The 26,270-nt window shown below is 74.4% G+C and carries 25 protein-coding genes; 9 read left to right on the forward strand and 16 right to left on the reverse strand.

The window, feature by feature from the left end; all coding sequences use genetic code 11:
• Nucleotides 1-355: 355 nt before the first annotated feature.
• Entirely contained in the window at nucleotides 356-1,423 is a 1,068-nt protein-coding gene (locus ABZ490_RS25750) for a cation diffusion facilitator family transporter (protein WP_358994249.1), read from the reverse strand.
• 61 nt (nucleotides 1,424-1,484) lie between these two features.
• Here ABZ490_RS25750 and ABZ490_RS25755 point away from each other — a divergent pair, with 61 nt between their 5' ends.
• A complete protein-coding gene (locus tag ABZ490_RS25755) occupies nucleotides 1,485-1,844 on the forward strand; it encodes a metalloregulator ArsR/SmtB family transcription factor (protein ID WP_358994252.1) in 360 nt (119 codons plus the stop codon).
• Nucleotides 1,845-1,943: 99 nt separating this feature from the next.
• On the opposite strand, the gene ABZ490_RS25760 is transcribed toward ABZ490_RS25755, so the two are convergent.
• The 3 genes from ABZ490_RS25760 to ABZ490_RS25770 all read right to left on the reverse strand — a co-directional run bounded on the left by ABZ490_RS25760 (nucleotide 1,944) and on the right by ABZ490_RS25770 (nucleotide 4,585).
• Nucleotides 1,944-3,155: a 4-hydroxybenzoate 3-monooxygenase gene (locus tag ABZ490_RS25760; protein ID WP_358994255.1), complete on the reverse strand. Its 1,212-nt coding sequence runs from the start codon at nucleotides 3,153-3,155 to the stop codon at nucleotides 1,944-1,946.
• Between the two features lie 7 nt (nucleotides 3,156-3,162).
• Entirely contained in the window at nucleotides 3,163-3,984 is an 822-nt protein-coding gene (locus ABZ490_RS25765) for a formylglycine-generating enzyme family protein (protein WP_358994377.1), read from the reverse strand.
• A gap of 193 nt (nucleotides 3,985-4,177) precedes the next feature.
• Nucleotides 4,178-4,585 (reverse strand): CoA-binding protein, encoded by a 408-nt coding sequence (locus tag ABZ490_RS25770; RefSeq protein ID WP_358994258.1) that lies wholly within the window; start codon nucleotides 4,583-4,585, stop codon nucleotides 4,178-4,180.
• Nucleotides 4,586-4,701: 116 nt separating this feature from the next.
• Here ABZ490_RS25770 and ABZ490_RS25775 point away from each other — a divergent pair, with 116 nt between their 5' ends.
• From ABZ490_RS25775 to ABZ490_RS25785, 3 genes are read left to right on the forward strand one after another with little or no spacing between them, the layout of a single operon-like run.
• The gene (locus ABZ490_RS25775) at nucleotides 4,702-5,415 is read left to right on the forward strand and encodes a hypothetical protein (protein ID WP_358994261.1); all 714 of its coding nucleotides are present in this window, start codon (nucleotides 4,702-4,704) and stop codon (nucleotides 5,413-5,415) included.
• Nucleotides 5,412-5,954, forward strand: a complete 543-nt coding sequence (locus ABZ490_RS25780) for a histidine phosphatase family protein (protein ID WP_358994264.1) — start codon at nucleotides 5,412-5,414, stop codon at nucleotides 5,952-5,954. The genes ABZ490_RS25775 and ABZ490_RS25780 overlap by 4 nt, the downstream gene beginning before the upstream one ends.
• Nucleotides 5,955-5,986: 32 nt before the next feature.
• A complete protein-coding gene (locus tag ABZ490_RS25785; protein ID WP_358994267.1) occupies nucleotides 5,987-6,613 on the forward strand; it encodes a YigZ family protein in 627 nt (208 codons plus the stop codon).
• A 9-nt stretch (nucleotides 6,614-6,622) separates the two neighbouring features.
• Here the strand turns inward: ABZ490_RS25785 and ABZ490_RS25790 are convergent, their stop codons facing one another.
• Nucleotides 6,623-7,363, reverse strand: coding sequence for a class I SAM-dependent methyltransferase (locus ABZ490_RS25790; protein ID WP_358994270.1), 741 nt, complete (start codon nucleotides 7,361-7,363; stop codon nucleotides 6,623-6,625).
• 199 nt (nucleotides 7,364-7,562) lie between these two features.
• On the opposite strand from ABZ490_RS25790, the gene ABZ490_RS25795 reads away from it, so the two are divergent.
• The 3 genes from ABZ490_RS25795 to ABZ490_RS25805 all read left to right on the forward strand — a co-directional run bounded on the left by ABZ490_RS25795 (nucleotide 7,563) and on the right by ABZ490_RS25805 (nucleotide 12,414).
• A complete protein-coding gene (locus ABZ490_RS25795) occupies nucleotides 7,563-8,726 on the forward strand; it encodes an exonuclease SbcCD subunit D (RefSeq protein ID WP_358994272.1) in 1,164 nt (387 codons plus the stop codon).
• Nucleotides 8,723-11,761 carry an SMC family ATPase gene (locus ABZ490_RS25800; protein WP_358994275.1) on the forward strand — a complete coding sequence of 1,013 codons (3,039 nt, stop codon included), beginning with the start codon at nucleotides 8,723-8,725 and terminating at the stop codon, nucleotides 11,759-11,761. Before ABZ490_RS25795 ends, ABZ490_RS25800 begins: the two co-directional genes overlap by 4 nt.
• A gap of 170 nt (nucleotides 11,762-11,931) precedes the next feature.
• Complete coding sequence (locus tag ABZ490_RS25805; RefSeq protein ID WP_358994279.1) at nucleotides 11,932-12,414, forward strand: rhodanese-like domain-containing protein; 483 nt, start codon at nucleotides 11,932-11,934, stop codon at nucleotides 12,412-12,414.
• A gap of 18 nt (nucleotides 12,415-12,432) precedes the next feature.
• Here ABZ490_RS25805 and ABZ490_RS25810 read toward each other — a convergent pair whose 3' ends face one another.
• From ABZ490_RS25810 to ABZ490_RS25820, 3 genes are all read right to left on the reverse strand, one after another.
• Nucleotides 12,433-13,251: an ATP-grasp domain-containing protein gene (locus ABZ490_RS25810; RefSeq protein ID WP_358994282.1), complete on the reverse strand. Its 819-nt coding sequence runs from the start codon at nucleotides 13,249-13,251 to the stop codon at nucleotides 12,433-12,435.
• 73 nt (nucleotides 13,252-13,324) lie between these two features.
• On the reverse strand, nucleotides 13,325-15,031 hold the full coding sequence (locus tag ABZ490_RS25815) for a DUF885 domain-containing protein (protein ID WP_358994284.1): 1,707 nt from the start codon (nucleotides 15,029-15,031) through the stop codon (nucleotides 13,325-13,327).
• Nucleotides 15,032-15,125: 94 nt separating this feature from the next.
• Complete coding sequence (locus tag ABZ490_RS25820; RefSeq protein ID WP_358994287.1) at nucleotides 15,126-15,599, reverse strand: Lrp/AsnC family transcriptional regulator; 474 nt, start codon at nucleotides 15,597-15,599, stop codon at nucleotides 15,126-15,128.
• Nucleotides 15,600-15,659: 60 nt separating this feature from the next.
• Between ABZ490_RS25820 and ABZ490_RS25825 the strand changes: the two genes are divergently transcribed.
• Nucleotides 15,660-16,883: a PLP-dependent transferase gene (locus tag ABZ490_RS25825; RefSeq protein WP_358994290.1), complete on the forward strand. Its 1,224-nt coding sequence runs from the start codon at nucleotides 15,660-15,662 to the stop codon at nucleotides 16,881-16,883.
• Here the strand turns inward: ABZ490_RS25825 and ABZ490_RS25830 are convergent.
• The 6 genes from ABZ490_RS25830 to ABZ490_RS25855 all read right to left on the reverse strand — a co-directional run bounded on the left by ABZ490_RS25830 (nucleotide 16,855) and on the right by ABZ490_RS25855 (nucleotide 23,275).
• Nucleotides 16,855-17,511, reverse strand: a complete 657-nt coding sequence (locus tag ABZ490_RS25830) for a hypothetical protein (protein ID WP_358994293.1) — start codon at nucleotides 17,509-17,511, stop codon at nucleotides 16,855-16,857. The genes ABZ490_RS25825 and ABZ490_RS25830 overlap by 29 nt on opposite strands.
• A 41-nt stretch (nucleotides 17,512-17,552) precedes the next feature.
• A complete protein-coding gene (locus tag ABZ490_RS25835; protein WP_358994295.1) occupies nucleotides 17,553-18,140 on the reverse strand; it encodes a hypothetical protein in 588 nt (195 codons plus the stop codon).
• Between the two features lie 141 nt (nucleotides 18,141-18,281).
• A complete protein-coding gene (locus ABZ490_RS25840) occupies nucleotides 18,282-19,550 on the reverse strand; it encodes a GNAT family N-acetyltransferase (protein WP_358994298.1) in 1,269 nt (422 codons plus the stop codon).
• Between the two features lie 109 nt (nucleotides 19,551-19,659).
• Nucleotides 19,660-21,246 carry an alkaline phosphatase D family protein gene (locus tag ABZ490_RS25845; protein WP_358994300.1) on the reverse strand — a complete coding sequence of 529 codons (1,587 nt, stop codon included), beginning with the start codon at nucleotides 21,244-21,246 and terminating at the stop codon, nucleotides 19,660-19,662.
• Between the two features lie 449 nt (nucleotides 21,247-21,695).
• Nucleotides 21,696-22,526 carry an alpha/beta fold hydrolase gene (locus tag ABZ490_RS25850; RefSeq protein WP_358994303.1) on the reverse strand — a complete coding sequence of 277 codons (831 nt, stop codon included), beginning with the start codon at nucleotides 22,524-22,526 and terminating at the stop codon, nucleotides 21,696-21,698.
• Between the two features lie 101 nt (nucleotides 22,527-22,627).
• Nucleotides 22,628-23,275 carry an NAD(P)-binding domain-containing protein gene (locus ABZ490_RS25855; protein ID WP_358994305.1) on the reverse strand — a complete coding sequence of 216 codons (648 nt, stop codon included), beginning with the start codon at nucleotides 23,273-23,275 and terminating at the stop codon, nucleotides 22,628-22,630.
• Nucleotides 23,276-23,459: 184 nt separating this feature from the next.
• Here ABZ490_RS25855 and ABZ490_RS25860 point away from each other — a divergent pair, with 184 nt between their 5' ends.
• Complete coding sequence (locus ABZ490_RS25860; RefSeq protein ID WP_358994309.1) at nucleotides 23,460-24,227, forward strand: GntR family transcriptional regulator; 768 nt, start codon at nucleotides 23,460-23,462, stop codon at nucleotides 24,225-24,227.
• Between the two features lie 117 nt (nucleotides 24,228-24,344).
• Here ABZ490_RS25860 and ABZ490_RS25865 read toward each other — a convergent pair whose 3' ends face one another.
• Together ABZ490_RS25865 and ABZ490_RS25870 are read right to left on the reverse strand one after the other, a co-directional pair.
• Nucleotides 24,345-25,502 (reverse strand): ROK family transcriptional regulator, encoded by a 1,158-nt coding sequence (locus tag ABZ490_RS25865; RefSeq protein ID WP_358994312.1) that lies wholly within the window; start codon nucleotides 25,500-25,502, stop codon nucleotides 24,345-24,347.
• A 98-nt stretch (nucleotides 25,503-25,600) separates the two neighbouring features.
• Nucleotides 25,601-26,263 (reverse strand): response regulator transcription factor, encoded by a 663-nt coding sequence (locus ABZ490_RS25870; protein WP_358994315.1) that lies wholly within the window; start codon nucleotides 26,261-26,263, stop codon nucleotides 25,601-25,603.
• Between the last annotated feature and the right edge of the window lie 7 nt (nucleotides 26,264-26,270).

The following is a 26,270-nucleotide window of genomic DNA, read 5'->3' on the forward strand; positions in this document are numbered from 1 at the left end:
TGGGTTCGGTCCCGCCCGGGACGGGTGCGGGATCCGTACTGCCGGGTGCGGTGGTCCTGGACGGGCTCGGCGTCTGACGGTCCTCGGGTTGCCGTGTGGTGGGTTCTTGGGCTGCCGTGTGGTGGTGAGGGGCGGATGGGGATCGGCCCGCCCGGGACGGGTGCGGGGGTCCGGCCGGTGGGTGGGGTGGTGCCGGTCGGGCTCGGCGTCTGACGGGCCTCGGGCTGCCGTGTGGTGGGTTCTTGGGCTGCCGTGTGGTGGTGAGGGGCGGATGGGGATCGGCCCGCCCGGGACGGGTGCGGGGGTCGGGCCGGTGGGTGGGGTGGTGCCGGTCGGGCTCGGTGTCCGGCGGGCCTCAGGTCGCCGTGTGGTGGGCGAGGGTCAGGTGTGGGTCGGTCTCGCCCGGTGCCGGTGTCGGATCCGCGTGGACCAGGGCCGCGGTGAGCCGGGGGACGGCGTGCAGCAGCGCGTGCTCCGCCTGTACGGCGATCGTGTGCGCCCGGCGTACGGTCGCCTCGCCGTCCACGACGACCGCGACCTCGGCGCGCAGCCGGTGACCGATCCAGCGCAGCCGCAACTCGCCCACCCCGCGCACCCCTTCGACCTCCAGCAGGGCCCGCTCGGCCCGGTCGACCAGCGCCGGGTCGACCGCGTCCAGGACCCGCCGGAACACCTCCCGCGCCGCGTCCCGCAGCACCAGCGCGATCGCCGCCGTGATCGCCAGCCCCACCAGCGGGTCGGCGAGCTGCCACCCCAGCGCCGAACCGCCCGCGCCGAGCAGCACGGCCAGTGAGGTGAAGCCGTCCGTGCGCGCGTGCAGCCCGTCGGCCACCAGCGCCGCCGAGCCGATCGAGCGGCCGACGCGGATGCGGTACCGGGCCACCCACTCGTTGCCCGCGAACCCGGCCAGCGCCGCGAGCGCGACCGCGCCGACGTGCTCGACCGGCCGGGGGTCCAGCAGCCGCTCGACCGCCGTCCACCCGGCGAAGACCGCCGACGCGGCGATGGTCAGCACGATCGCGAGGCCCGCCAGGTCCTCCGCGCGTCCGTAGCCGTAGGTGAAGCGGCGGGTGGCCGCCCGCCGGCCCACCACGAACGCGATGCCCAGCGGTACGGCGGTCAGCGCGTCCGCCGCGTTGTGCACCGTGTCGCCGAGCAGCGCCACCGACCCCGAGAGCACCACCACGATCGCCTGGACGGCCGCCGTGACGCCCAGCACCGCCAGCGAGACCCACAGCGCGCGCAGGCCCCGGGCCGAGGACTCCAGGGCCGCGTCGAGCTTGTCGGCGCTCTCGTGGGAGTGCGGGGTGAGGAGGTGGGAGAGCCGGTGGCGCAGCGAGGATGCCGCGGGGGCGTGCCGGTGCGGATGCTCGTGCGCGTGTCCGTGGTGGTGCTCGTGCCCGTGGTCGTGCCGCTCGCTCACGTCGGTCCCTTCCGCTGCGCCGGGGTGGACGCGCCTGCGCCCACCCCGCCATTATGTGCGTATGAGCGCACGCATGCACCTATCACCTGCGCACCATGCGCATCCGCGCACCCCCGGCGAGGAGCAGCTGGCGCTCGCCGCCGAGCTGCTCGCCCTGCTCGGCGACCGCACCCGGCTCACCCTGCTGCACGCGCTGACCTCGGGCGAGGCCGATGTGACCACGCTGACGGAGGTGTGCGGGGCGGCCCGGCCGGCGGTCAGCCAGCATCTGGCCCGGCTGCGGCTGGCCGGGCTCGTGCACACCCGCAAGGAGGGCCGCCGGGTGATCTACTCCCTCTCCGACGGCCATCTGCGCCGGCTGGTGGCCGAGGCCCTGAACGTGGCCGACCACCGCCTCGGGGACACCCCGGTGCACGACTAGGGCCTGTCGTCTGGATCATGCCGCAGACGCGGGGGCCGAACAGTCCGGTTGATTCCCTGCGACCTGATCCAAACGACAGGCCCCAGCGCAGGAGCGCGGTCAGTAGTGCTCGGCGGTTCCGAGGTACTGCTCGGCGAAGGCCGCGGCCGCCGCCGGCGAGGTGAAGAGGCGCCGCAGCCGGGCGAAGGTCGTGCCCGCCCGGAAGGGATCCTTGGCGGCCGTCCCGTGGTACACCTCCGACAGCCACTGCGAGAACTCCTGGTAGTCCCACACCCGCCGCAGACACGCCTCCGAGTAGCCGTCCAGGCCCTCGCCGTCGTCGCCGTCGAGATACGCCACCAGCGCGTCGCCGAGCAGGAACGCGTCGTGCAGCGCGAGGTTCATGCCCTTCGCGGCGATCGGCGCGACCAGATGGGCCGCGTCGCCGGCCAGGAAGAGCCGCCCGTACGTCATCGGCTCGACCACGTAGTCGTGCATCGCGAGCACGCGTTTCTCGGTCAACGGGCCCTCGGTGAGCGCCTGGGCGCCCGCGCCGCCCGCGAGCCGGACGTGCAGCTCGGACCAGATCCGGTCGTCGGGCCAGTTCTCCGGGTCGTCGCCGGGCGGGCACTGGAGGTAGTAGCGGGTCACCTCGGGGCTGCGGGCCATGTGCCCGGCGAACCCGTTCTCGTGCACCCCGAACAGCACGCAGTCGGAGGACGGCGGCGCCTCGGCGAGCAGCGCCAGCCAGGCGACGCCGTAGTCGTGCCGGGCGGTCCGGGCGTGCCCCGGCGGCATCGCGGCCCTGCTGACCCCGCGCGCTCCGTCGGCGCCGACCACGAACTCGCAGGCGAGCATCCGCCGTTCACCGCTCTCCCCGCAGGTGTAGGACACCGACGGGTGCCCGCTGTCCAGGTCGCGCAGCTCGACGTCGCGCACCGAGAACCGGGCGTCCCCGCCCCGTACGTCCACGTACTCGCGGACCAGGTCGGTCACCAGCAACGGCTGCGGGTACACCCAGTGGTGGTGGCCCGTCAGCTCGCCGTAGGAGAAGCGGTACCGCTCGCCCCCGAAGCGGAACTCGCAGGCGCTGTGGCGCTCGGCCCGCGCCAGCAGGAAGTCGGCGAGGCCCCGTCGGCGCAGTCCGTTGACGGCCCACTCCTCGATGACGCCGGCCCGCGGCCGCTGCTCGATGAACGCACGGCTCTCCGTCTCCAGGACGACGCAGTCGACGGACGCCGCCCGCAGAATGTTTCCGACCGTGAGGCCGGCGGGGCCCGCCCCGACGATGACGACCCGAGTGCGCTGGAAAGAGGGGGAGTTGGTGGTCACCCCGCCATTATCGACCGGTCCGCCGCTCTTCCGGCACGTCCTGGGCACAGCGGAAACCGGCGTGCCCGCTGGAGCTGTCGGGGGTGTTGGCGCTGCGGGCCGCCACGCGGTAGCGATTGCAGTAGGAGGCGTGGCACAGGTGCGAGCCGCCCCGGATCACCTTCTCCGCGCCGCCCGCGGACCACGCGTCCGCACACCACTCCCAGACGTTCCCGGACACGTTGTACAGCCCGAAGCCGTTGGGTGCGAACGCGTCTACGGGCGCGGTCCCCCTGTACCCGTCGGCGGCGGTGTTCCGCGTCGGGAAGGTGCCCCGCCAGATGTTGCAGCGGAACTCGCCGCCGGGATCCAGCTCGTCGCCCCACGGGTAGCGCCTGCGCTCCAGCCCGCCCCGGGCCGCGTACTCCCACTCGGCCTCGGTGGGCAGCCGCCGCCCGGCCCACGCGGCGTACGCGGCCGCGTCGAACCAGGACACATGGACGACGGGATGGTCCCCGCGCTCCCGGAGCGAGCTGCCGGGCCCCTCCGGCCGGTTCCAGGCCGTCCCCGCGACCGCGCACCACCACGGGGTCCGCTCGGGGCGCGGCGACTCGCGGCGCAGCACGCCCGGCAGGAATCCGGCGAACACGTACGACCAGCCCAGCCGCTCGGCGTCCGTCACATGCCCGGTGTCCGCGACGAACGCGGCGAACCGGTCGTTGCTGACGGCGTACGCGTCGATCCGGAAGGACGCCACCCGGACGGCCCGTACCGGCCCCTCCCCGTCCGCCGGAAACCCCTCCGCGTCCTCCGCGCCCATCAGGAACTCACCGCCGGGCAGCTCCACCATGGCGTCCGTGTCGGCCCGGGCCGACGGCGGCGGCAGCGGACGCGCGGGCCCGGCGTGGCCGCCCGCGGAGGGCATGCAGCAGCGGGCGGGCGCGGCGGCGGCCTCTTCGGTCCCGCTCGGGTTCTCGTTCTCGGACATACGAGCGCCCAGCATGCCCGGGGAACCTGTGGGACCGGGGCCGACCGGTCGGGCGTCAGCCGAGCCGCGGGATCTCGATCGCCGGGCAGCGGTCCATGACCATCTCCAGACCCGCCGCACGCGCCCGCTCGTACGCCGCCTCGTCGACGACGTCCAGCTGGAACCACACCGCCTGCGCGCCCTTCGCGACCGCCTCGTCCGCGACGGCACCGGCGAGCTCACTGTTGACGAACACGTCCACGACGTCCACCGGGAAGGGGATGTCCGCGAGGGAGGCGTAGCCCTGCTCGCCGTGGACCGTCTCCGCCTTCGGATGGACCGGCACGACCCGCTTGCCGTAACGCTGGAGCACTTCCGCGACGCCGTACGCCGCGCGCCGCCGGTTCGTCGACAGCCCCACCACCGCCCAGGTGTCACCGAGCCCGGTGAGAATCTTCCGGATCGTCGCCTCGTCGCCGTACACCGTCGGCCTCCCATGGGGTCGCGCACCATACCTGTCAGGCACTCCAACGCGCCACGGGTACCCCTGATTCCACCCCCCTGCCTGCGAATCCCCGACCGTCGCCCTAGGCTCGCCTCGTGCTGTGCATCACCGACGCCCGAACCGGCGAAGCCGTCGTCGCCGCTCCCGTCCGCCGTGGTCTGACCCGGGTCCAGGCGCATGCCTCCGGGTACGGGGCGGGGTCGCTGCGGGTCCTGCTCACCGCCGATGTGCTGGTGCGGGCGCTGGAGCTCGGCGGGACGCCCGTGTGGGCGCTGCTCACCGGCGAGCGCCAGCAGGCGGAGCTGCGGTCCGGCGCCGCCGCGCTCGGCATGCACCCCTTCGAGGACGGCCAGGGCCTGGGCGCCGGGGTGGGGGAGGCCCAGATCCTGCACGTGGTGGGGGAGGGCGGTCCGGCGCCCGACGGGGTGCGGATCGCGGTGGCCGGGGTCGAGGGCGCGGTCCCGGACGATCCCGCCGTGCTGCGTCTCGCGCTGCTGTCCCGGCCCCGCACCGAGCCCGTCCGGCTGGACGCGGCGGCGCTGGGCGAGGCCGGCGAGACCCTCGTACGCTGGCGGAGAGCCGTCGCCGACTGGGCGAGGCGGCCCTCGCGGCCCGTCCCGGACGCGGTGCGCGGACGGCTCCGTACCGCCTGGGAGGACGACCTGGACGTACCCGAGGTGCTGACGGTGCTGCGGTGGGTGGAGGACGCCGGGCCGGAGCTGCCGCACGGCGCCCGTTTCGAGACGTACGCCTACGCCGACCGCCTCCTCGGCCTCGACCTCACCCGCGATCTGGGAGCCTCGCCATGAGCGCACAGGACGGACCACCGCGCAGGCTGGTGGTGCTGCGGCACGCCAAGTCGGACTGGCCGGACGGCGTCCCCGACCACGAGCGGCCCCTCGCGGCCCGTGGTCGCCGCGACGCCCCCGCCGCGGGCCGCGCCCTCGCCGGGGCCGGCTGTGTCCCCGACCTCGCGCTGGTCTCCACCGCCGTACGCGCCCGCCAGACCTGGCAGCTCGCCGCCGCCGAGTGGGACGCCCCGCCCCCGGTCCGCCACGACCCGCGCCTGTACGCGGCCGAGGTGCCGGAGCTGCTGGATGTCGTACGGGAGACGCCCGCCGGGATCGGGACGCTGCTGCTCGTCGCCCACAACCCGGGCCTGGAGGAGCTGGTCCTGGAGCTCGCCGGGGACGACCTCGACCACGCGCTGGACGAGGTGCGGCTGAAGTTCCCCACCTCGGCGATCGCCGTACTGGCCTGGCACGGACCCGACTGGCGCGCCCTGCGCCCCGGCACCGCGCTGCTGACCTCGATGATCGTGCCCCGGGGGAAGAAGAAGGCCGGCTGAGCGCGGGCCGGGCCGGCGCATAGGGTGGCCGGATGCAGGACGAGTACCGCACGGTGGCCCGCGAGGGCGTGCACGAGACCGAGGTCAACCGCTCCCGCTTCCTGTGCGCCCTCGCCCCGGCGGCGACCGAGCAGGAGGCGCAGGCGTTCATCGCGTCCGTGCGCAAGGAGCACGCCGACGCCACCCACAACTGCTGGGCGTACGTCATCGGCGCCGACGCCGCCGTCCAGAAGGCCAGCGACGACGGCGAACCCGGCGGCACCGCGGGCGTCCCGATGCTCCAGATGCTGCTGCGCCGCGACATGCGGTACGTCGTCGCCGTCGTCACCCGCTACTACGGCGGCGTCAAGCTCGGCGCCGGCGGACTGATCCGGGCCTACGGCGGCGCGGTCGGCGAGGCGCTCGACACCCTCGGCACCCTCACCCGCCGCCGTTTCCGCCTCGCCACCGTCACCGTCGACCACCAGCGCGCCGGCAAGGTCCAGAACGATCTGCGGGCCACCGGCCGCGAGGTCCGGGACGTCCGCTACGGCGAGGCGGTCACCCTGGAGATCGGCCTCCCGGACGCCGATGTGGACGCCTTCCGCGCCTGGCTCGCGGACGCCACCTCGGGCACGGCTCTGCTGGAGCTGGGCGGCGAGGCGTACGGGGACGCCTGACGGCCCTGACTACTCCGGCAGCCGGTACACCGACACATGGGACCCCGACGCGGCGGTGAACTCGGCCCCCGACCAGTCCGCGTGCCGGCTCTCCCGCTCGAATCCGGCCAGCTCGGCCATGAGGTCGAGCTCGGCGGGCCAGATGTAGCGGTGCGGGGAGCGGTCCAGGCGGGCCTCGCGGCCCTCCTCGTCGAACCGGAAGTGGTGCGAGACGACGTGCTGGCGCAGGACGTCGTAGGTGTCCAGGCCGACGTACCCGGGCTCGGAGTGCCAGACGGTCGCCGGTGCCCCCGGGGGCAGCTTGCGCAGCTCGGGCACCCACAGTTCGATCACGAACCGTCCGCCGGGCGCCAGATGCCGGGCGGCGTTGCGGAAGCACGCGACCTGCTCGGCCTGGGTGAGCAGATTCGAGATGGTGTTGAAGACCAGGTAGACGAGCGTGTACGTGCCCGGCGCGCGGGCGGTCGCCATGTCGCCGACGACCACGGGGATCGCCGTTTCGTCCGCCTTCGTCCGCAGCTGCCCGATCATCGGACGGGACAGCTCGATGCCGGCCACGGGTACACCGCGGGCGGCGAGGGGTACGGCCACCCGCCCGGTGCCGATCGCGAACTCCAGCGCCGCCCCGCCGTCCGCGAGCGCGGCCAGCCGGTCCACGGTGGGCCCGAGCACCTCGGGCGCGAACATCCCCGTACCGGGGGTGTCGTAGCGTCGGGCGGCGTCCGCGTCCCAGATCTGCTCCTGATCCATTCCGTCAACGATCGCCAGGGGCAGGGGAGTTGTCCAACGGATTTGCCGTCCACCGCGCCGCGACATCGCCAGATCCGTGATGTTTCCGGTGATTGGCTGTCGTATACGGACAAAAAGCAACGGCCGGTGAGGGGTCGGGTGCCGAAGGCGTTAGCGTGGTCGGTGTTCACGGTCGGTTTCTGTACGTCGGAGCGGTTTCTTGAGATTGCTGCACACGTCCGACTGGCACCTCGGCCGGTCGTTCCACCGCGTGAACATGCTTCCGGCGCAGTCCGCGTTCATCGCCTCACTCGTCGCGACCGTGCGCGAGCGCGAGGTCGACGCGGTGCTCGTGTCGGGGGACGTGTACGACCGCGCGGTACCGCCGCTCGCCGCGGTCGAGCTGTTCGACGAGGCCCTGCACCGGCTCGCGGACCTCGGGGTGCCGACCGTGATGATCTCCGGCAACCACGACTCGGCCCGCCGGCTCGGCGTGGGGGCCGCGCTGATCGGCCGGGCGGGCGTCCATCTGCGCACCGACCCCTCGGCCGCCGGCACCCCCGTGGTGCTCGCCGACGCCCACGGCGATGTCGCCTTCTACGGCCTGCCCTACCTCGAACCCGCCCTGGTGAAGGACGAGTTCGGGGTGGAGAAGGCCGGGCACGAGAGCGTGCTCGCCGCCGCCATGGACCGGGTCCGCGCCGACCTCGCGACCCGCGCGCCCGGCACCCGGTCCGTCGTCCTCGCGCATGCCTTCGTCACCGGCGGCGAACCCAGCGACAGCGAACGCGACATCACCGTCGGCGGGGTCGCCTCCGTGCCCGCAGGGGTCTTCGACGGCGTCGACTACGTGGCCCTCGGGCATCTGCACGGCTCCCAGACCCTCACCGAGCGCGTCCGCTACTCCGGCTCCCCGCTGCCGTACTCCTTCTCCGAGACCGACCACCGCAAGACCATGTGGCTGGTCGACCTCGACGCGGCCGGCGCCCTCAGCGCCGAGCGGATCGACTGCCCGGTGCCGCGCGCGCTGGCCCGGATCTCCGGCACCCTGGAGGAACTGCTCGCCGACCCCGCGCTCGCCCCGCACGAGGAGGCATGGGTGGAGGCGACGCTCACCGACACCGTCCGCCCCGCCGAGCCCATGGCCCGCCTCACCGAGCGGTTCCCGCACACCCTCAGCCTGGTCTTCGCCCCCGAGCGGGCCCCGGACGACCCGGACGCGTCCTACGCCCGCCGCCTCGCCGGCCGCAGCGACCAGGAGATCGCCGAGGACTTCGTCGCCCATGTGCGCGGCGCGGGACCCGACGCCCGGGAACGGGGTGTGCTGCGGGACGCCTTCGACGCGGTCCGCACGGACGACGTCGTACGGGAGGTGGCGCGGTGAGGCTGCACCGGCTCGATCTGACGGCCTTCGGGCCCTTCGGCGACGCCCAGAGCGTCGACTTCGACGATCTGTCCGCCGCCGGGCTCTTCCTGCTGCACGGGCCGACCGGCGCGGGCAAGACCTCCGTCCTCGACGCCGTCTGTTACGCGCTCTACGGCTCCGTCCCGGGCGCCCGCCAGTCCGTCCAGGGCCAGGGCCTCACCCTGCGCAGCGACCATGCCGCGCCCGGCACCCGCACCGAGGTCACCCTCGAACTCAGCGTCGCCGGACGCCGGTTGGAGATCACCCGGCAACCGCCCCATGAGCGCGCCAAGAAACGCGGCACCGGCACGACCGTCGAGAAGGCCCAGACCTGGCTGCGCGAGTACGACCCCGTCGGCGCCGTCTGGAAGGACCTCAGCCGCTCCCACCAGGAGATCGGCGAGGAGATCACCCAGCTGCTCGGCATGAGCCGGGAGCAGTTCTGCCAGGTCGTGCTGCTGCCCCAGGGCGACTTCGCGCGCTTCCTGCGCGCCGACGCCGAGGCGCGCGGGCGGCTGCTGGGCCGGCTCTTCGACACCCGCCGGTTCGCCGAGGTGGAGAAACGGCTCGCCGAGCGGCGCCGGGAGGCGGAGGCGCGCGTACGGGAGGGCGACGCCGGGCTGGTCGCCGACGCCCACCGGATGCAGCAGGCCGCCGGGGGAGCCATGGAGCTGCCGGAGCTCCAGCCGGGCGAGCCGGGTCTCGCGGAGGCCGTCGTCACCGCCGCCGCCGTGGCCCGCAGCACCGCCCGTGAGCAGCTGACCATCGCCCACTGCCGGCTCTCCGCCGCCGAGTCCGCCCAGGCGGGCGCCGAGCGCGCGCTGACGGACGTACGCGAACTGCACCGGTTGCAGCGGCGGTTCGCCGAGGCGCGGGAGCGGGCCGGGCGGCTGGAGGAGCGCGCCGAAGCGCACCGCGAGGACCGGGACCGGATGGAGCGGGGCCGCAAGGCCGACGCGGTCGCACCCGCACTGGAGCTGCGGGAGTCCGCCGAGTCGGACCACCACAGGGCGGCCCGGACGGAGGACCGCGCGCGGGAGCTGGTGCGCACGGCCGTCGACGGCGGACACCCCGGCGGGCTCGCCGACGCGGGCGGCGCCGGACTCGCCGCCGCCGCCCGGCGCGCGGCCGAGGAGCTGGGCGGTCTGGAGTCGGCCCGCCGGGCCGAGCGACGGCTGACCGAACTCCTCGCGGAACGCGGCGGGTTGGACCGCCAGGAGCGGGCCGACGCGGACGTCCTCCAGGAGGCGGAGACCTGGCTGGCCGGGTGGGAGGAGACCCGTACCGGCCTGCTGGGCGCCGTGGAGGCCGCCCAGGAGGCCGCCACCCGGGCCGAACGCCTCGCGGTGCAGCGGGAACCCGCCCGCAAGCGCCTCGCCGCCGCCCGCCAACGGGACCGGCTCGCGCGGGAGACGGACGAGGCGCACCGCGATGTGCTGGCCGCGACCGAGGCGGCCCAACAGGCGCGCGCCGCTTGGCTGGACGTCAAGGAACGGCGGCTGAACGGCATCGCCGCCGAACTCGCCGCAAGGCTCAGCGCCGGCGAACCGTGCGCGGTGTGCGGCGCCGTCGACCATCCGGCCCCCGCGCGCAAGGACGCCGGGCACGTCGGCCGGGAGACCGAGGACCGCGCGCTGGCCGTGGTCCAGCGGGCCGACGAGGAACGGGCCGAGGCCGAACAGCGCCTCGGACTGCTCCAGCGGGAGCTGGCCGCCGCCGAAGGCGAGGCCGGTGACGCGCCCACCGCCCAACTCGCCGCCCTCGCCGACGAGGTGGAGCGGGAGTACACCCGGGCCCGGAGCGGCGCCTCGGCGCTGCACACCGCGCAGGAGCGGCTGCGGCAGGCCGAGCGGGAACGCGACCGGAGGGTCTCCGCCCAGCAGGAGGCCGCCGTACGCGCCGCCGCCCGGGTCGCCCGCCGGGACGCCCTGGACAGCGAACGCGCCTCGCTGGAAGTGGAGTTGGCGCAGGCGCGGGGCCCGGCCGGCACGGTGGCCGCCCGTGCCGCCGAGCTGGAGCGGCGGGCCACGCTGCTCACCGGGGCCGCGGACGCCGCGCGGGCCGCCGAGGACACCGCCCAGCGGCTCAAGGACGCCGACGCCCGGCTCGCCGACGCCGCGTTCCGGGCCGGATTCGACACCCCGCAGGCCGCCGCCGACGCCCTGCTCGACGACGGTGCCCACCGCGAGCTGCAACGGCGGCTGGACGCCTGGCAGTCCGAGGAGGCCGCGGTCCGCGCGGTCCTCGCCGAGACCGACACCGCGGCCGCCGCCCAGCGACAGCCCGCCGACCTGGCTGCCGCGCAGGACATGGCGGCCACCGCGGCCCGCCGGCTGCGCGACGCAGCCTCCGCGCGTGACGCGGCGGCCCGGCGCTGCACGGAACTGGACCGGCTCTCGGCCCGTTCGGCCGAGGCGGTACGGAGGCTCGCGCCGCTGCGCGAGGAGTACGACCGGGTGGCCCGCATGGCCGGCCTGACCGCGGGCACCTCGGCCGACAACGAACGCAAGATGCGGCTGGAGGCGTACGTCCTCGCGGCCCGGCTGGAACAGGTGGCCGCCGCCGCGACCGCGCGGCTGCGCCAGATGTCCGCCGGGCGCTACACCCTCGTCCACTCCGACGACCGGGCCGGACGCGGCCGCAGCGGGCTCGGCCTGCATGTCGTCGACGCCTGGACCGGCCGGGAGCGGGACACCGCCACGCTCTCCGGCGGCGAGACCTTCTTCGCCTCGCTGGCCCTCGCGCTCGGCCTCGCCGACGTGGTGACCGACGAGGCGGGCGGGGTCCGGCTGGACACCCTCTTCATCGACGAGGGCTTCGGCAGCCTCGACGACCAGACCCTCGACGAGGTCCTCGACGTCCTGGACTCCCTGCGGGAACGCGACCGCAGCGTCGGCATCGTCAGCCATGTCGCCGACCTGCGCCGACGCGTCCACGCGCAGCTGGAGGTCGTGAAGGGGAGGTCCGGTTCGCAGGTGCGGCAGCGGGGCCGCGCCGCCTCCCCCGGGCACTGACCGCACCGCCCGGGGAATGCCGGGTCGCGCTCACGGAAGACGGGGGATTTCCCGGCGGCATGGCATGCACGCCGGGGATTCCCCCTTCAGGAAGATGATCATAGGCCGTAGATTTCAGGTCATCGGGAACCCGCCACGTCATCGGGAACCCGCCACAGAGAGGCCCTGCGATGACCGTCACCACCAGCCCCGTGAACCCCGTCCTGCGCGTCGCCCCCGCCGCCCCGGCCGAAGCAGCCGCCCACTTCCGGGCGAGCCTCGTCTTCCACGCCGACGTCTCCGACGTGGCCGCCGTGCTCGCCGCCGGGGGCGACCCCGGGTTCGTCGTCCTGGACTCCCGCTCCACGGAGGCCTGGGACCAGGGCCACATCCCCGGCGCCGTCCACCTGCCCACCGCCCTCATCGCCGAACAGGCCGGGCACCTCCTCGACCGGAACGTGCCCGTGGTGACGTACTGCTGGGGCCCCGGCTGCAACGGCGCCACCCGGGCCGCCCTCGCGCTCGCCGAACTCGGCTACCAGGTCAAGGAGATGCTCGGCGGCTTCGAGTACTGGGTGCGCGAGGGCTTCGCGTACGAGACCTGGGAGGGCCGGGGGCACCGCGACGCCGACCCGCTCACCGCCCCGGTCGACGCGGAGAACTGCGGCTGCTGACCGCCGTCCCGGCAGCGCTCAGTCGCGTACGACGTCCGGGACCGGACGCAGGAAACGGTGGTCGGCCGCCCCGAACTCCCCCTCGGGGCGGGCCGCCCGCAGCACCACGTCCAGCGCGGCGTCCGCGTCGCACGCGTAATGCCCGCTGGCCCAGGCGGCGTTGGCCTCCACCACCGCCCAGCCCGTCCCGTCGATCAGGCCCACGTCCACCACGATCGCGCTGGGCAGCGCTGCCCCCGCCGCCCCGGACCCCGCCGTCTCCGTGATCCGCCCGGCGAACGCCAGCACCTCCGCGCGGCGCGGGTCCTCCGCCAGCGGGACCACGTCCAGGGCACCCCGGGTCGCGTACCGGCTGCCCGTGCGCACCTCGCCGTCCAGCAGGAACAGCCGGTACTCCACGGCGAACGCCACGATGTCGCTGACCAGCACCGGTTCCGTGCCCCCGACCGCGTCCGGTCCCGGCAGCCCACCGCCGTCGGGGTAGACCCGGGCCGGGAAGCTCTTGTCGTTCGGCGGCTTCACGAACGCCGGGCGCCGCAGCCGCCACGCCTCCGCGATCGTGGTGAACTCCACGTCCCGCAGGGTGAGTTCGTACGGCAGCCGGGCCAGCCAGTCCTCCGGCGCCTCCAGCAGCCCGAGCCCCAGCCCGCCCGCGACCGCGTCCGCGAACAGCGGACCGGCGTACAGCGAGACACCCGGCTCCGGGCGGTACCCCTCGGGCACCCGCCAGTCGCGCAGCGTCTCCACGCGCGCCCCGCGCCGCCGTGCCGCGTCCGCGAGGGCGTGGCCGGTCGCGGTGACGCGCGGGGAGAGGAACAGGGTGCGGGTGGTGGTCATGGGAGACGAGGCTGCCGTACGAGCGGGCCCCGGGAACAGCGAATTTCCCGGGGCCCGCCCCTCTCACGTCGGGTCAGAGCCGCGCCAGCTCGTCCACCAGGTCGTCGAGCCCCAGCGAGCCCTGCGAAAGGGCCGCCATGTGCCAGGACTTGAGGTCGAAGGCGTCCCCCCGGCGCTCGCGTGCCCGCTCGCGGCCCAGCAGCCAGGCCCGCTCCCCGAGTTTGTAGCCGATCGCCTGGCCCGGGATCGTCAGATAGCGGGTCAGCTCGCTCTCCACGAAGTCCGCCGGGCGGCTGCTGTGCGCCCCGAAGAACTCCTGCGCCAGCTCGGGGGTCCAGCGCTCGCCCGGGTGGAACGGCGAGTCCGCCGGGATCTCCAGCTCCAGATGCATGCCGATGTCCACGATGACCCGCGCCGCCCGCATCATCTGCGCGTCCAGATAGCCGAGCCGGTGCTCCGGATCGGTGAGGAAGCCCAGCTCGTCCATCAGCCGCTCCGCGTACAGCGCCCAGCCCTCGGCGTTGGCGCTGACCATGCCGACGACGGCCTGGTACCGGGAGAGGTCACCGGCGACGTGCGCCCACTGCGCCAGCTGGAGATGGTGGCCCGGCACACCCTCGTGGTACCAGGTGGAGACCAGGTCGTACACCGGGAAGCGGGTCTGGCCCATCGTCGGCAGCCAGGTGCGGCCCGGCCGGGAGAAGTCCTCCGACGGCGGCGTGTAGTACGGGGCGGCGGCGCTGCCCGCCGGGGCGATCCGCGACTCCACCCGCCGTACCCGCTCGGCGAGTTCGAAGTGGGTGCCGTCCAGCGCCTCGATCGCCTGGTCCATCAGGCCCTGGAGCCAGTCGCGTACCTCGTCGACGCCCTCGATGTGCTTGCCGTGCTCGTCGAGGTGCGCGAGGGCCACCCAGGGCGTGGCCGCACCCGGCAGGATCCGCTCGGCCTCCTTCTTCATCTCGCCGAGCAGCCGGTGGTACTCCGCCCAGCCGTAGGCGTACGCCTCGTCCAGGTCCAGGTCGGTGCCGTTGTAGTAGCGCGACCAGCGGGCGTACCGCTCGCGGCCCACCGTGTCCGGCGCGCCCTCGATCGCCGGCGCGTACACGTCGCGCATCCAGTCCCGCAGCTCCACGACCGCCGCCGTCGCGGTCCCGGCCGCCTCCCGGAGCTCCGCGCGCAGCGCCTCCGGCAGCGAATCGGTCCCGGTGGCCACGAAGTCCTCGAACCAGCCGCGGCCGGCACCGTCCGTGTCCGTCCACTCGGAGAGCTGCTCGACGAAGGTGGCCGTCGGGCGCGGCGGGCCGTACAGCTTGCGTTCCAGGCCGAGCGCCAGGGACTCGCGGTAGCCGCCGAGGGCCGCCGGCACGGCCCGCAGCCGCTCGGCGATCGCCGCCCAGTCCTCCTCGGTGTCCGTGGGCGTCACGGTGAACACCTCACGCACATGGTGCGCGGGCATGCCCAGGTTGCCGACCGCGCGCAGCCCCTCCTCGGCCTCGTGCACGGCGAGCTCCGCGGTCAGGCGCTCGCGCAGCAGGCGCGCGCACCGGCGCTCGATGTCACTGTCCGCGCCCGGTCGCCGCTCCGCCTCGTCGAGCCGGGCCAGCGTGTCCCGGGTCAGTCGCGCCCGCGCCTCCAGGCCCGCGGGCGAGAAGTCGGGCAGACGGCTCGAACTCTCCGCCACGCCTAGAAAGGTACCGGTGACCGGGTCGAGGGCGATGAGATCGTCGACATAGGCGTCGGCGACCGCACGGGGCAGAGGGCTGCTCGTGGTCTGTGGCATGCACACCATCCTCGTACGGAGGGAAGCGCACGTCACGGCGTTTGAGCTGTGGGCGTAGGGCGGTGCCGAGGTGTTTGAGACCGCCGGAAAGGCGCTATCCCGGCGGCAGCAGCGGCCCGCAGTCCCACTGCTGGAAGATCAGCCGGGTCTCGACCCGCGCCACCTCCCGCCGGGCCGTGAACTCGTCCAGCACCAGCCGCTGGAGATCCGCCATGTCGGCGACCGCCACATGCACCAGGTAGTCGTCCGGACCCGTGAGATGGAAGACCGTCAGCGCCTCCGGCAGCGCCCGGATCCGCTCCACGAACGGCCCCACCAGCTCCCGCCGATGCGGCCGGACCTGCACCGACAGCAGCGCCTGGAGCCCCCGCCCCAGCTTGGCCGGATCCAGCCGCAGCCGATGTCCGAGGATCACGCCCGAGCGGCGCAGCCGCGTCACCCGGTCCAGACACGTCGAAGGCGCCACCCCGACCTGCGCCGCGAGATCGCGATACGTGGTCCGGGCGTCGTTCTGCAGCAACCGCAGCAGATGCAGGTCCACCGGGTCCAGTACGACAGATTCGGGCATCGGCCGAACGTAGCACGGTGTTCGATTCCCGTACCCCGTGCGTTGTTCACTCTGCGGTCCATGGACTCAGCCGCAGCGAGCACGCACGCGTCCCCCGCGATACGACGGTCCGCAGCACCCCGCGCCCTGGCCACCGAGGCCGTGCACGCCGGGCGGGACGACCTGGCCCGGCAGGGCCTGCACGCCCCGCCGATCGACCTGTCCACCACCTACCCCTCCTACGACAGCCGCGCCGAGGCGGCCCGGATCGACGCGTTCGCCGCGACCGGAGCCGAGCCCGAGGGGCCGCCGGTCTACGGACGGCTCGGCAACCCGACCGTCGCCCGCTTCGAGACCGCCCTCGCCCGGCTGGAGGGCACCGGGAGCGCGGTCGCCTTCGCCAGCGGGATGGCCGCCCTGAGCGCGGTCCTGCTCGCCCGCGCCTCCCTGGGCCTGCGGCACGTCGTCGCCGTACGACCCCTCTACGGGTGCAGCGACCACCTCCTGACCGCCGGACTCCTCGGCTCGGAGGTCACCTGGACCGACCCGGCCGGCATCACGGACGCGCTGCGCCCCGACACCGGACTGGTCATGGTCGAGTCCCCGGCCAACCCGACCCTCGCCGAGGTCGACCTGCGGGCCGTCGCCCACGCCTGCGGCTCGGTCCCGCTGCTCGCCGACAACACCTTCGCCACCCCGGTGCTCCAGCGTCCCGCCGAACAGGGCGCCCGGCTGGTCCTGCACAGCGCCACCAAGTACCTCGGCGGGCACGGGGACGTCCTGGGCGGCGTGGTCGCCTGCGACGAGGAGTTCGCGGGGCTGCTCCGGCAGATCCGCTTCGCCACCGGCGGCGTCCTGCACCCGCTGGCCGGCTACCTCCTGCTGCGCGGACTGTCCACGCTCCCGGTCCGGGTCAGGGCGGCCTCCGCGACCGCCGCCGAACTGGCCCGCCGGCTCGCCGCCGATCCGCGGGTCGCCCGCGTCCACTACCCGCGCCTCGGCGGCGCGATGATCGCCTTCGAGGTCCACGGCGATCCGCACGAGGTGATCGCGGGCGTTCGTCTGATCACCCCCGCGGTGAGCCTCGGCAGCGTCGACACCCTCATCCAGCACCCGGCGTCCATCAGCCACCGCATCGTCGACGCGTCCGACCGCCGGGGCGCCGGGGTGAGCGACCGCCTGCTGCGGCTGTCGGTGGGCCTGGAGGACACGGAGGATCTGTGGACCGACCTGGACGAGGCGCTGGGGAGCCCTCCGCCGCTGCGGACGCCAGGTGTCAGGACATCCTCTGCCGCCGCCTCCTGACGAACCGTCCGCCGGCCCAGACCGCACAGGCCGCCGCCCCCGCCGTCAGCAGCGCCTGCCGCCACCGCCGGGCCGGCGCGGGGGCGGCCCGGACGCGGAACGCCGCGCTGTCGTTGCCGGGCACGGGGTCGTGCGGACCGTACACGGTGACGGATCCCTCGGCGCCGGGGATCCGCCGGTCGATACGTATGTGGAAACCGAGGGTGACCGAGGTCCCGGGCGCCGGGGCCCGCCACTCGGAGAGGTCGCACAGGAAGAAGGGGTTGTCCTCGTCCTGCGGCGGCCGGCAGGCGTAGCGGCGGTCGTCGTCGTCCCCCTCCCAGGGGATGGACGTGATCGTGGTCCCCGGCGGTGGCACCACCGCGAAGGTCCCGGGGGCTCCGCCGTCGGGGGCACCGGGGCCCAGGTTCGCCACACCGAGCCGGACCACGACGGTGTCCCCCACCCTGCCGCGGACCGTTCCGGTGACGGGGGTGTAGTCGGCGGCGCTCCGTGCCCCCGGTTCCGACGCGGGTCGCGCCCACCCCTGTCCCGTCGCGCTCCCGACCGCGACCAGCGCCATGACGCCGGCACCGACCAGGCGTACGACGGCACGATCGGCGGAGGGCCCGAACCTCTGTGCGCGCATTCCCGAGAGGCTACCGTCGCCCGAATCCGCTCAGCGGCGGGTCACGGCTGCCCCGTCGCCGTCCGCCGGGCGCCCGCCCTGCTGATCAGCCAGGCGCCGCAGGCCGCGAGGAGGGCTGCCGCGAGCGCGTACACCGGCAGCCAGAGGGTCGTCGTGGACGCCAGGCAGTCGTCGACGGCGTGCCCGCCCAGATCGCTCGGCGCGGACGCCGGCGCGACGCCGTCCCGGCCGCCGAGGCCGCTCAGCGCGGCCTCGGCCCGCGGCGACGCGGAGCTGCCCAGGCGGGCGCAGTCGGCGCGGGTGCCCGGCATCGGGAAGAACCAGGCCCACCGCTGCATGGCGGGAGCCACCGCGAGGGCCGCGCACAGACCGACGACCAGCGAGTAGGCCGTCAGGTTCCGCAGATACGCGGAGCGTCCGCCGGGCGCGGGCGTCGGCGGGCGGGTGAAGGAGAAGATCACCGCGAGCAGGGTGACACCGAGGTAGGTGGAGAACCACTGCCAGGAACCGGAGGCGAGGGCGAAGGCGAGCACCCCGGCGAGCGCGGTGCCCAGCACCCCGGCCCGACCGCCCGGGTCCGCACCGGTGGCCACGGCCTCCTGGGCACCTGCACGGCTGCGGTCGTCCATGCGCTCTCCCTGCCTGGCTCCGGCCCACCAGTCTCGGACCCGCGCCCCCCGCCGCCTCCCCGCACCATGCCGATCGCCTGGCCCCCTCGCCCACTTGGCCGACGCCCATGCCGACCCCGACGGGGCGACGGGACGGTCCGGCTATCCGCGGGCCCGCTGAGTGCCGGCCTCGCCGCGCTCCCCGACCGTGCCCACGGCGTCCAGCCGAGCCGTGATCACCAGGGTGCCCTCCTCGATCTGGTAGTCCAGGGGCAGCCCGAGGCCGCGCATCGCGGCGACCATCCCGGTGTTGGAGGACTGCGTCACGGCGTACACACTCGCGCATCCCGCCTCGACGGCCATCGCCACCAGCCGTTCGAGCAGCTCACGCCCGACCCCGCGCCGCTGCCACTGGTCCTCCACCAGCAGCGCCACCTCGGTCTCGTCCCCGTCCCACAGGAGGTGCCCCAGCCCGACGATCCGCCCGGACGGCGTCCAGACCGCGAGGGTCCGCCCGAACCGGGGACTGAGCAGGTGGTTGAGGTAGCGGTCGGCGTCGCCCACGGGCCCGTGGTACCGCCGGCCGAGCGTCCGCGGCGAGCAGCGCTCGTGCATCTCCCTGGCCGCGTCCAGATCGCCGGTGTCGGCCCGTCGTACGGTGATGTCGTTGCCCTCGGGCAGCGTCAGCACGTCCTGGCTGCGCGGGATCCGCGGACCGAGCCGGGCGTCCAGCTCGACCAGGGACCGCGCACGGGCGAACTCGGTCGGGGTGAACGGCAGATACGGCCGCTCCACGGTGATCACTCCGCCTTCCGGCGCCCGCAGGCGCATCACGGTGTCCTCCAGCACCCCTTCGACGGGCACGTCGGCCGCTCCCCGGCCGCCGCCGACCGGCGCGGCGGGCAGCGAGCGGATCGTGCACCGGCCGAGGAGCTGCCGCAGCGCGAGCGGCAGTTCGGCCGCGTCGAGCGCCGTGCGGGTGGCCAGCCCGAGGACCCGGGTCGGCACGTCCACCAGATCGTGGGCGTCGGCCCGCTCGATCCAGGTGCCCGAGCCGCCCGCGCCGGCGACGGCACCGGTGATGTCGGCGGAGGCCAGCGCGGCCGGGGCGCGCAGCAGGAACTCGTCGACGGTGTCCTCACCCAGGGGGTGCGTCTGGAGGCTGAGGATGTCCACCCGGTGCCCCGCCAGCGCGGCGCAGAGCGCGGCGAGGGATCCCGGCGCGTCCTTCACGGTGGTCCGCATCCGCCACAGGGCGCTCTCCCCGCCGACGGCGCCGGGCCCGGCCTGCTCCTCCGGGGAGGACGGCCGGGCACCGGTATCGCTCGTGGGCGGCGGGTCTTCGTGGCGTCGTGCCCTCCAAGGGGCCTTGAAGAACGCGGAGAGCGCGGCGATCTTGGTGCTTTTCACGTCAGACAGGTTTCGACTCATGCAGCCACTGTGGAGGAACGGTGTTGCGTGATCACGAACGGATTGTGACTGACGGGTAAAGGCCGCTAATGCCCGTTTTGTTAATTCTTCTACGACTGCTGCCCCGTCGTCACTGCCCCACGCGCCCCGGCTGGAGCACCTGGGTGAACAGCACGGTGCCGTCCTGCTCGCGCAGCCGGACCGTCAGCTCCCCGCTGTCGCCGTCGATGTCGACCTCGCCGAAGAACTGGTAGCCGCCGGCCGGGGACACGTTGGCCGCGGTCGGGGCCTTCACGAACACCCGCTCCGGGCCGAAGGTGCCGTCGAGCGCGTTGGCCGGGAAGGCGCCCGCGTTGAGCGGGCCGGACACGAACTCCCAGAACGGCTCGAAGTCGGTGAACGCGGCCCGCGCGGGCTGGTAGTGCTGGGCCGAGGTGTGGTGCACATCGGCGGTCAGCCACACCGTGCCGGTGATCCTGCGGTGCTTGACGAACCGCAGCAGCTCGGCGATCTGCAGCTCACGGCCGAGCGGCGCACCCGGGTCGCCCTGCGCCACGGCCTCGATGTTCGCCCTGCCCTCGGTGGCGTCCGGCACGACCAGGCCGAGCGGCATGTCGGCGGCGATCACCTTCCATACCGCGCGCGAGCGGGACAGTTCGCGCTTGAGCCACTCCAGCTGCTCCCGGCCGAGGATGCCCTGCGGGTCCACGGTCTGGTCGTCGGGGGAGTTGGCGTTGCGGTAGGTCCGCATGTCCAGCACGAACACGTCGAGCAGCGGGCCGTGCCGCAGCACGCGGTGCACCCGGCCCTCCTGGCGGCCCGGCCGGAGCGTCGAGATCGGGAAGTACTCGCCGAACGCCCGGCGGGCGCGCGCCGCGAGGACGTCGACGCTCTTCTCGGTGTAGCGGGTGTCGGAGGCGGCGATCACCTCGCCGGGGTACCAGTTGTTGCGGACCTCGTGGTCGTCCCACTGGATGATCGAGGGCACCTGGGCGTTGAACCGGCGCAGGTTCTCGTCCAGCAGGTTGTAGCGGAAGTTGCCGCGGAACTCGCCGAGGGACTCGGCCACCTTGGACTTCTCCTCGGTGACGATGTTCCGCCAGAGGGAGCCGTCGGGCAGCGCCTGCGTCGCCGTGATCGGGCCGTCGGCGTAGATGTTGTCGCCGCTGCACAGGAAGAAGTCGGGGTCGAGCCTGGCCATGGCGTCGTAGATGCGGTAGCCGCCCAGCTCGGGGTTGATGCCCCAGCCCTGTCCTGCCAGGTCCCCGGACCACAGGAAGCGCACCCCGCGCCGGCGGCCGGCGGGCACCGTGCGGAAGGTGCCGGTCACGGGCTCGCCGGTGCGGCGCGGGTCGTCCGGGTCGGCCAGCAGCACGCGGTAGTGGATCTGCTCACCCGCGGGCAGGCCGTGCAGCCGGGTCGTGCCGGTGAAGTCGGTACCGGCGCCCAGCAGGGGACCGTGCCACCGCCGCGCGTGCCGGAACGACTCGGTGGCGGCCGTCTCGACGATCATCCGGGCCGGACGGTCCGCGCGCACCCACACCAGACCGGAGTCCGAGGTCACGTCCCCGGTCTGCACGCCCCAGTCGGCACGGGGCCGTCCGGACAGGGCCAGCGCCGGTGCCGCGCCGGCCGCGACGGGCAGGGTCAGGGCCGCGGACGCGGCGAGCGAGCCGCGCAGGACACTGCGGCGCCCGGGCAGATGAAGGTGTGACATGGGAGGGCCTCCAGGGACGGGATCCGGCCGGTGTGCACCGCCACAACTACTGGTGCACCGCAGCGCACACGCAAACCCCAAGTGAACAACTCCCAGCACCCCCAACGGAGTCACCTCACCGACACCTGGGGGGCTTCCCTCATGGGGGGGGTAAGGGGCTCAGGTGCGGGCGGGGGTTGCGGCCCGCCCCTGCCCCCTGCGGCCCATATCCGCCCTGGACACGGTGAACCTGTACCAGGTCGCCCGCCTCCGCCTCCGCCTCCGTGCCCAGCCGCTCCCTGTGCCTGCCGTCCGGCGGACCACCCCCCTGTCCTGGTCCTGGCCTGTCCACGAAGTCCCCGCCGACCGGTCGGCGCCTCCGCCCCGGTCGCCCTCACGCCGTCCTTCCGGCGGAGCCCGCCGGGTCCGTTCCCGGCGCCCCGCGCGTCACCCCGTCCGACCGGCCCGTCTCAGCTGCTCGCGTCCAGGATGACGCGGGCGACCAGGGCCGGGTCGTCGTTCATCGGGCAGTGGCCGCAGCCGGGGAGGCGGATCAGGCGGGCGGCGGGGATGATCTGCTTGGCGCGGATGCCCTGGCGGCGTACGAGCAGCCAGTCGCGGGAGCCCCAGCCGACAGTGACCGGGATACCGGGGATGTCCTCGGTGAACTGCACGGTGGTGCCCGCCCGCAGGGTCTGGTCGAAGCCGGTGGCCCGGGCCAGCGCGAGCGTCTCGGCGACCACGGCCTCGGGCGCGCGCCGGCCGGGACGGGCGTAGATGGTGCTGGTCAGCGCCGTGCGTCCGGCGGCCGTACGGGACAGCCGCTCGACCAGGGGCAGCGGCAGCCGGCGGGAGAGGTGACGCATGGTGAGCAGCACACCGAAGGCGTACCGCCGCTCGGCCTCCGACCAGAACCCGGCGGGGGACAGCGCGGTGACGGACCGTACGAGCTTCCCGCGGCCGAGTTCCAGGGCGAGCAGACCGCCGAGGGAGTTACCGGCGACATGCGGCCGTTCGAGTTCCAGCGCCTCGCAGAAGGCCGCGAAGACGGCTGTCGTGGTCGGCAGGTCGTAGGCGAGCCCGTCGGGCAGTGCGGGGGAGACGCCGAAGCCCGGGAGGTCCACGGCGATGACGTCGCGCTCGGCCGCCAGGAGGTCCACCACCGGGTCCCAGGCCTGCCGGTGGTGGCCGATCCCGTGCAGCAGCAGCAGCGGTTCGCCCCGGCCCGTCCGCTCGTAGGAGACGGAGACCGGCTGCGGGCCACTGGGCGTGGTGACCGGGAAGGAGACGGTGGCGGGCATGGGGGAGCTCCTCGTCTGGCGGACCGGCGAACGTCGGAGACAGCTTGTCAGCGATTGCTACCGACGGGTAGCCCTCAAGGGCGCCGTGGGCCCGGACCGGTTCAACGGGGCGTGTGCAGTTCCAGATTGAAGTCCGCGTGCCCGAAGTGGCGCATGAGGTTCAGCCACAGCGGCAGCCACATCTCCACACTCCGCGCCGCCTGGATGCCGCCCAGGTCGAGCACCCGGTCCGCCGGCCACCCGAACTCCCCGAGCAACTCCGTGACCTGCGCCTTCGCCTCCCCGTCCTCTCCGCAGACAAAGACCTGGTGCCGCCCCGGCACCCGCCCGGGGTCGACCATCACCTGGCAGTTCACCGTGTTCAGCGACTTCACCACACGCGCGTGCGGGAACGCCCGCTGGATCTGCTCGCCCACACTGTCCGACTCCACCGGCGACAGCCGCGCCTCGCCGCCCTCGAACGACAGCGGGTTGGAGACGTCCAGCACGACCTTCCCCGCGAGGTTCTCCGCCCCGGCCGCCTCCAGCGCGGCGAGCGCCACCTGCCCCGCCACCGCGTTCACGACCACCTCGGCGCCCGCGGCGGCCTCGGCGAACGTACCGGCGGCGGCACCCGTGCTCGCGGCCCACTCCCGGCCCACCGGATTGTCCTGCGTACGCGAACCCAGGGTCACCTCGTGGCCCAGTTCCACCAGTTTCCCGCCGAGCGTACGACCGACCTGCCCCGTGCCCAGTACCCCGTACCGCATCGCGACCTCCCGTTTCCGTACCACTGTCGACTCGGTCATTGTGGGCCGGGAGCCCGGATTCCGCCCGGAGGATTGGTCTTGACCAAGGATGGGGGCCGCCCTATGGTCGCAGAGAAGTACAACAACCTTTAATAAACAAGGGCGCGAAATACGCCGCCGGACCACGGCGATTGCGGAGGACAGGGTGGGGACCACGCAACTGGAATCGGTGCCGGAACCGAAGTACTGGCATCTCAAGACCGTGCTCAGCGAGGCGCTCGACTCAGAGTTCTCCGTCGGCGAGATCCTGCCGAACGAGCGCGAGCTGGCCGCCCGCTTCGGTGTCGCCCGTGCGACGCTGCGCCAGGCCCTGGAGCAGCTCGAACTGGAAGGCCGGCTCCAGCGCCGCCGCGGCGTCGGCACGACCGTCGCACCGCCCCGGATGGGGGTCGCCGTCGGCTCGGAGCGCCAGGGCTGGCCCGGCAGCGGGGACGACGCCTGGAGCTGCGTCGACAGCGTCCTCGCGGTCCCGCCCGCCGCCGTCGCCACCGCCCTGGAGACCCCGCGCGACCAGGCCGTGCACGTGGTGCGCCGCTCGCGCGTCTCCCACGGCCAGCCGGTCGCCGCCGAGCTCCTCTACGTCCCGGCGGCCTCGGTGCCCGACCTGACCGCGATCGACACCCCGTCCGAGGCGGCCCGCGCGCGTGCGGTGCTGCGGGAACTCCAGCACCTGGAACTCCAGGCCCAGGACCGTGCGGTGGAGCTGGGCTCGGCCCGCGCGGACGACGCCAGGGAGCTCGACCGGCTGCCCGGCGCCCCCGTCCTCGTCGTCACCACCCGCTTCTTCGCGGGGGGCCGTACCGCCGCGCTCTCCGTCGCCACGTACCGCGCTGACACGTGCCGCCTGACGTTCGGCGCCTCGGGCGGCGTCGAGATACACCACGGCCCGGCCCCGGAACGCCAGGCCTCCTGACGCCCGAACGCCAGGCCTGCCGACGCCCGTGACCCGCGCCCCGGAACTCCCTCCGGGGCGCGGCGCGTTCCCCTGCTCACGGTGGCGCCGGTCGGGACGGTCCCGTCGGCGACGGCCTCACCTGCGGGCCGTCACCGTCCCTTCTACGGCGAACAGCTGCTCCTCGACATGGTCCAGCGCCAGCCGCAGCGCCCCCGTCGCCACCGCCGCCTCGCCCAGGATCGACAGCGCCACCCGCGGCGGCCGCAGACAGTAGCGCGCCAACTCCCGCCGCAGCGGCTCCAGTACGTCGTCCATCCCGGCCGCCCAGCCGCCGACGACGACCAGCTCCGGATCGAGGGCGAGCACCAGCGCCGCCACGTCGTGGACGAGCCGCTGGATGAACCGGTCCACGGCCGCCCGCGCCTGCGCGTCGCCCTCACGGGCCCGGGCGAACACCTTGGCCACCGCCTGCTCGTCCAGCGGATGCAGCGGCTTGCCCGTCGTCGACAGCAGGGTCTCCGGGGTCACCTCACGCCCCAGCAGATGCAGCGCCCCGATCTCCCCGGCCGCCCCGCCGTACCCCCGGTGCAGCCGCCCGCCGATCAGCGACCCGGCGCCCGGACTCAGCCCGGCCAGGACGAACACCACGTCGTCGGACTCGGTGGCCGACCCCTTCCAGTGCTCGGCCACGGCCGCCGCGTTGGCGTCGTTCTCCACCAGCACCGGACACTTGAAGGACCGGCCCAGCCGGTCGCCCAGCCGCAGTCCCGTCCACTCGGGCAGCGCCGTGCCCAGCCGCACGGTCCCGTCCGCCTCGACGATGCCGGGGGTGGCGACCCCGACCGCCCGCAGGGAGTCCCGTGGCACGCCCGCCCGGCGCAGCAGTTCGGCGACCGTCGCGCGCAGCCGCTCCAGCCGCTCGTCCGCGGACGCCGTCTCGTCGACGTCCTTGGCCTGCGAGCCCAGCAGTCGCCCGTCCAGGTCGGCCAGCAGCGCCGCCACCCGGTGCGGGCCGATCTCCAGGCCCAGCAGATGCCCGGCCTCCGCACGGAACCGGAACCGCCGCGCCGGCCGCCCCTGCCGCCGGGCCACGCTCTCGTCCGCCGCCATCTCCACCACGAGTCCCGCGCCGATGAGATCCTCGACGACCCCCTCGACGGTCGGCCGGGACAGCCCGGTCACCCGGGTGATCTCCGTGAGCGTCGCGCAGTCCGCGGCACGCAGGGCGTGCAGCACCACCGCGGAGTTGATCCTGCGCAGCAGCGAGGGATCCCCGCCGGTCAGCCGCCCCAACGTCCGTCCTCCAGCTCGTGCGCGTGTTGGGCGGATCGTACTCGGCGGGGACGAGCCGGGCGAGTGCGGAATCCGTACCGATGCCGTCACGCACCGTCTCAACCGGGCGTCACGAAGCCCGACTCGTACGCCGTGATCACCGCCTGGACGCGGTCCCGCGCCCCCAGCTTCGCCAGCACCGCGCTCACATGCGACTTCACCGTCTCCGTGCCCACGACCAGCTGCCCGGCGATCTCCGCGTTGGACAGCCCGCGCGTCATCAGCCGCAGCACCTCGGCCTCCCGCTCGGTCAGCCGGGCCCGCTCCAGGGTGTCCCGGGCCGCGCGGTTGCCGCCCGCCGCGCCGTACTCGGCGGCCAGCCGCCGTACCGACGCCGGGAACAGCAGCGACTCGCCCTCCGCGACCAGCCGCACCGCGTGCACGATCTCGGCGGGCCTGGCCCGCTTCAGCAGGAACCCGTCCGCGCCCGCCCGCAGCGCCTCGTACACGTACTCGTCGTTCTCGAAGGTCGTCACGACCAGGATCCTCGGCGGCCCGTCCACCGTCCGCAGCACCGCCCGGGTGGCCTCGATGCCGTCCATCAGCGGCATCCGGACGTCCATGGCGACCACGTCGGGCCGCAGCCGCCGCACCAGCGGGATCACCGCGGCCCCGTCCGCCGCCTCGCCCACCACCTCGATGTCCCTCTGCGCCTCCAGCACGGCCCGCAGACCCGCACGGACCAGGGGTTCGTCGTCCACGAGGAGTACGGTCACCGGCATCCGGCCA

This window comes from Streptomyces sp. NPDC005811 (assembly GCF_040630405.1).
Classification (GTDB): domain Bacteria; phylum Actinomycetota; class Actinomycetes; order Streptomycetales; family Streptomycetaceae; genus Streptomyces.

Excerpts from the sequence above, each read along its gene's own strand:
- ABZ490_RS25755 (WP_358994252.1), top strand. The coding sequence starts at position 1,485 with ATGAGCGCACGCATGCACCTATCACCTGCGCACCATGCGCATCCGCGC.
- ABZ490_RS25765 (WP_358994377.1), bottom strand. The coding sequence starts at position 3,984 with ATGGTGGAGCTGCCCGGCGGTGAGTTCCTGATGGGCGCGGAGGACGCG.
- ABZ490_RS25780 (WP_358994264.1), top strand. The coding sequence starts at position 5,412 with ATGAGCGCACAGGACGGACCACCGCGCAGGCTGGTGGTGCTGCGGCAC.
- ABZ490_RS25785 (WP_358994267.1), top strand. The coding sequence starts at position 5,987 with ATGCAGGACGAGTACCGCACGGTGGCCCGCGAGGGCGTGCACGAGACC.
- ABZ490_RS25790 (WP_358994270.1), bottom strand. The coding sequence starts at position 7,363 with ATGGATCAGGAGCAGATCTGGGACGCGGACGCCGCCCGACGCTACGAC.
- ABZ490_RS25805 (WP_358994279.1), top strand. The coding sequence starts at position 11,932 with ATGACCGTCACCACCAGCCCCGTGAACCCCGTCCTGCGCGTCGCCCCC.
- ABZ490_RS25810 (WP_358994282.1), bottom strand. The coding sequence starts at position 13,251 with ATGACCACCACCCGCACCCTGTTCCTCTCCCCGCGCGTCACCGCGACC.
- ABZ490_RS25815 (WP_358994284.1), bottom strand. The coding sequence starts at position 15,031 with ATGCCACAGACCACGAGCAGCCCTCTGCCCCGTGCGGTCGCCGACGCC.
- ABZ490_RS25820 (WP_358994287.1), bottom strand. The coding sequence starts at position 15,599 with ATGCCCGAATCTGTCGTACTGGACCCGGTGGACCTGCATCTGCTGCGG.
- ABZ490_RS25825 (WP_358994290.1), top strand. The coding sequence starts at position 15,660 with ATGGACTCAGCCGCAGCGAGCACGCACGCGTCCCCCGCGATACGACGG.
- ABZ490_RS25830 (WP_358994293.1), bottom strand. The coding sequence starts at position 17,511 with ATGCGCGCACAGAGGTTCGGGCCCTCCGCCGATCGTGCCGTCGTACGC.
- ABZ490_RS25835 (WP_358994295.1), bottom strand. The coding sequence starts at position 18,140 with ATGGACGACCGCAGCCGTGCAGGTGCCCAGGAGGCCGTGGCCACCGGT.
- ABZ490_RS25840 (WP_358994298.1), bottom strand. The coding sequence starts at position 19,550 with ATGAGTCGAAACCTGTCTGACGTGAAAAGCACCAAGATCGCCGCGCTC.
- ABZ490_RS25845 (WP_358994300.1), bottom strand. The coding sequence starts at position 21,246 with ATGTCACACCTTCATCTGCCCGGGCGCCGCAGTGTCCTGCGCGGCTCG.
- ABZ490_RS25850 (WP_358994303.1), bottom strand. The coding sequence starts at position 22,526 with ATGCCCGCCACCGTCTCCTTCCCGGTCACCACGCCCAGTGGCCCGCAG.
- ABZ490_RS25855 (WP_358994305.1), bottom strand. The coding sequence starts at position 23,275 with ATGCGGTACGGGGTACTGGGCACGGGGCAGGTCGGTCGTACGCTCGGC.
- ABZ490_RS25870 (WP_358994315.1), bottom strand. The coding sequence starts at position 26,263 with ATGCCGGTGACCGTACTCCTCGTGGACGACGAACCCCTGGTCCGTGCG.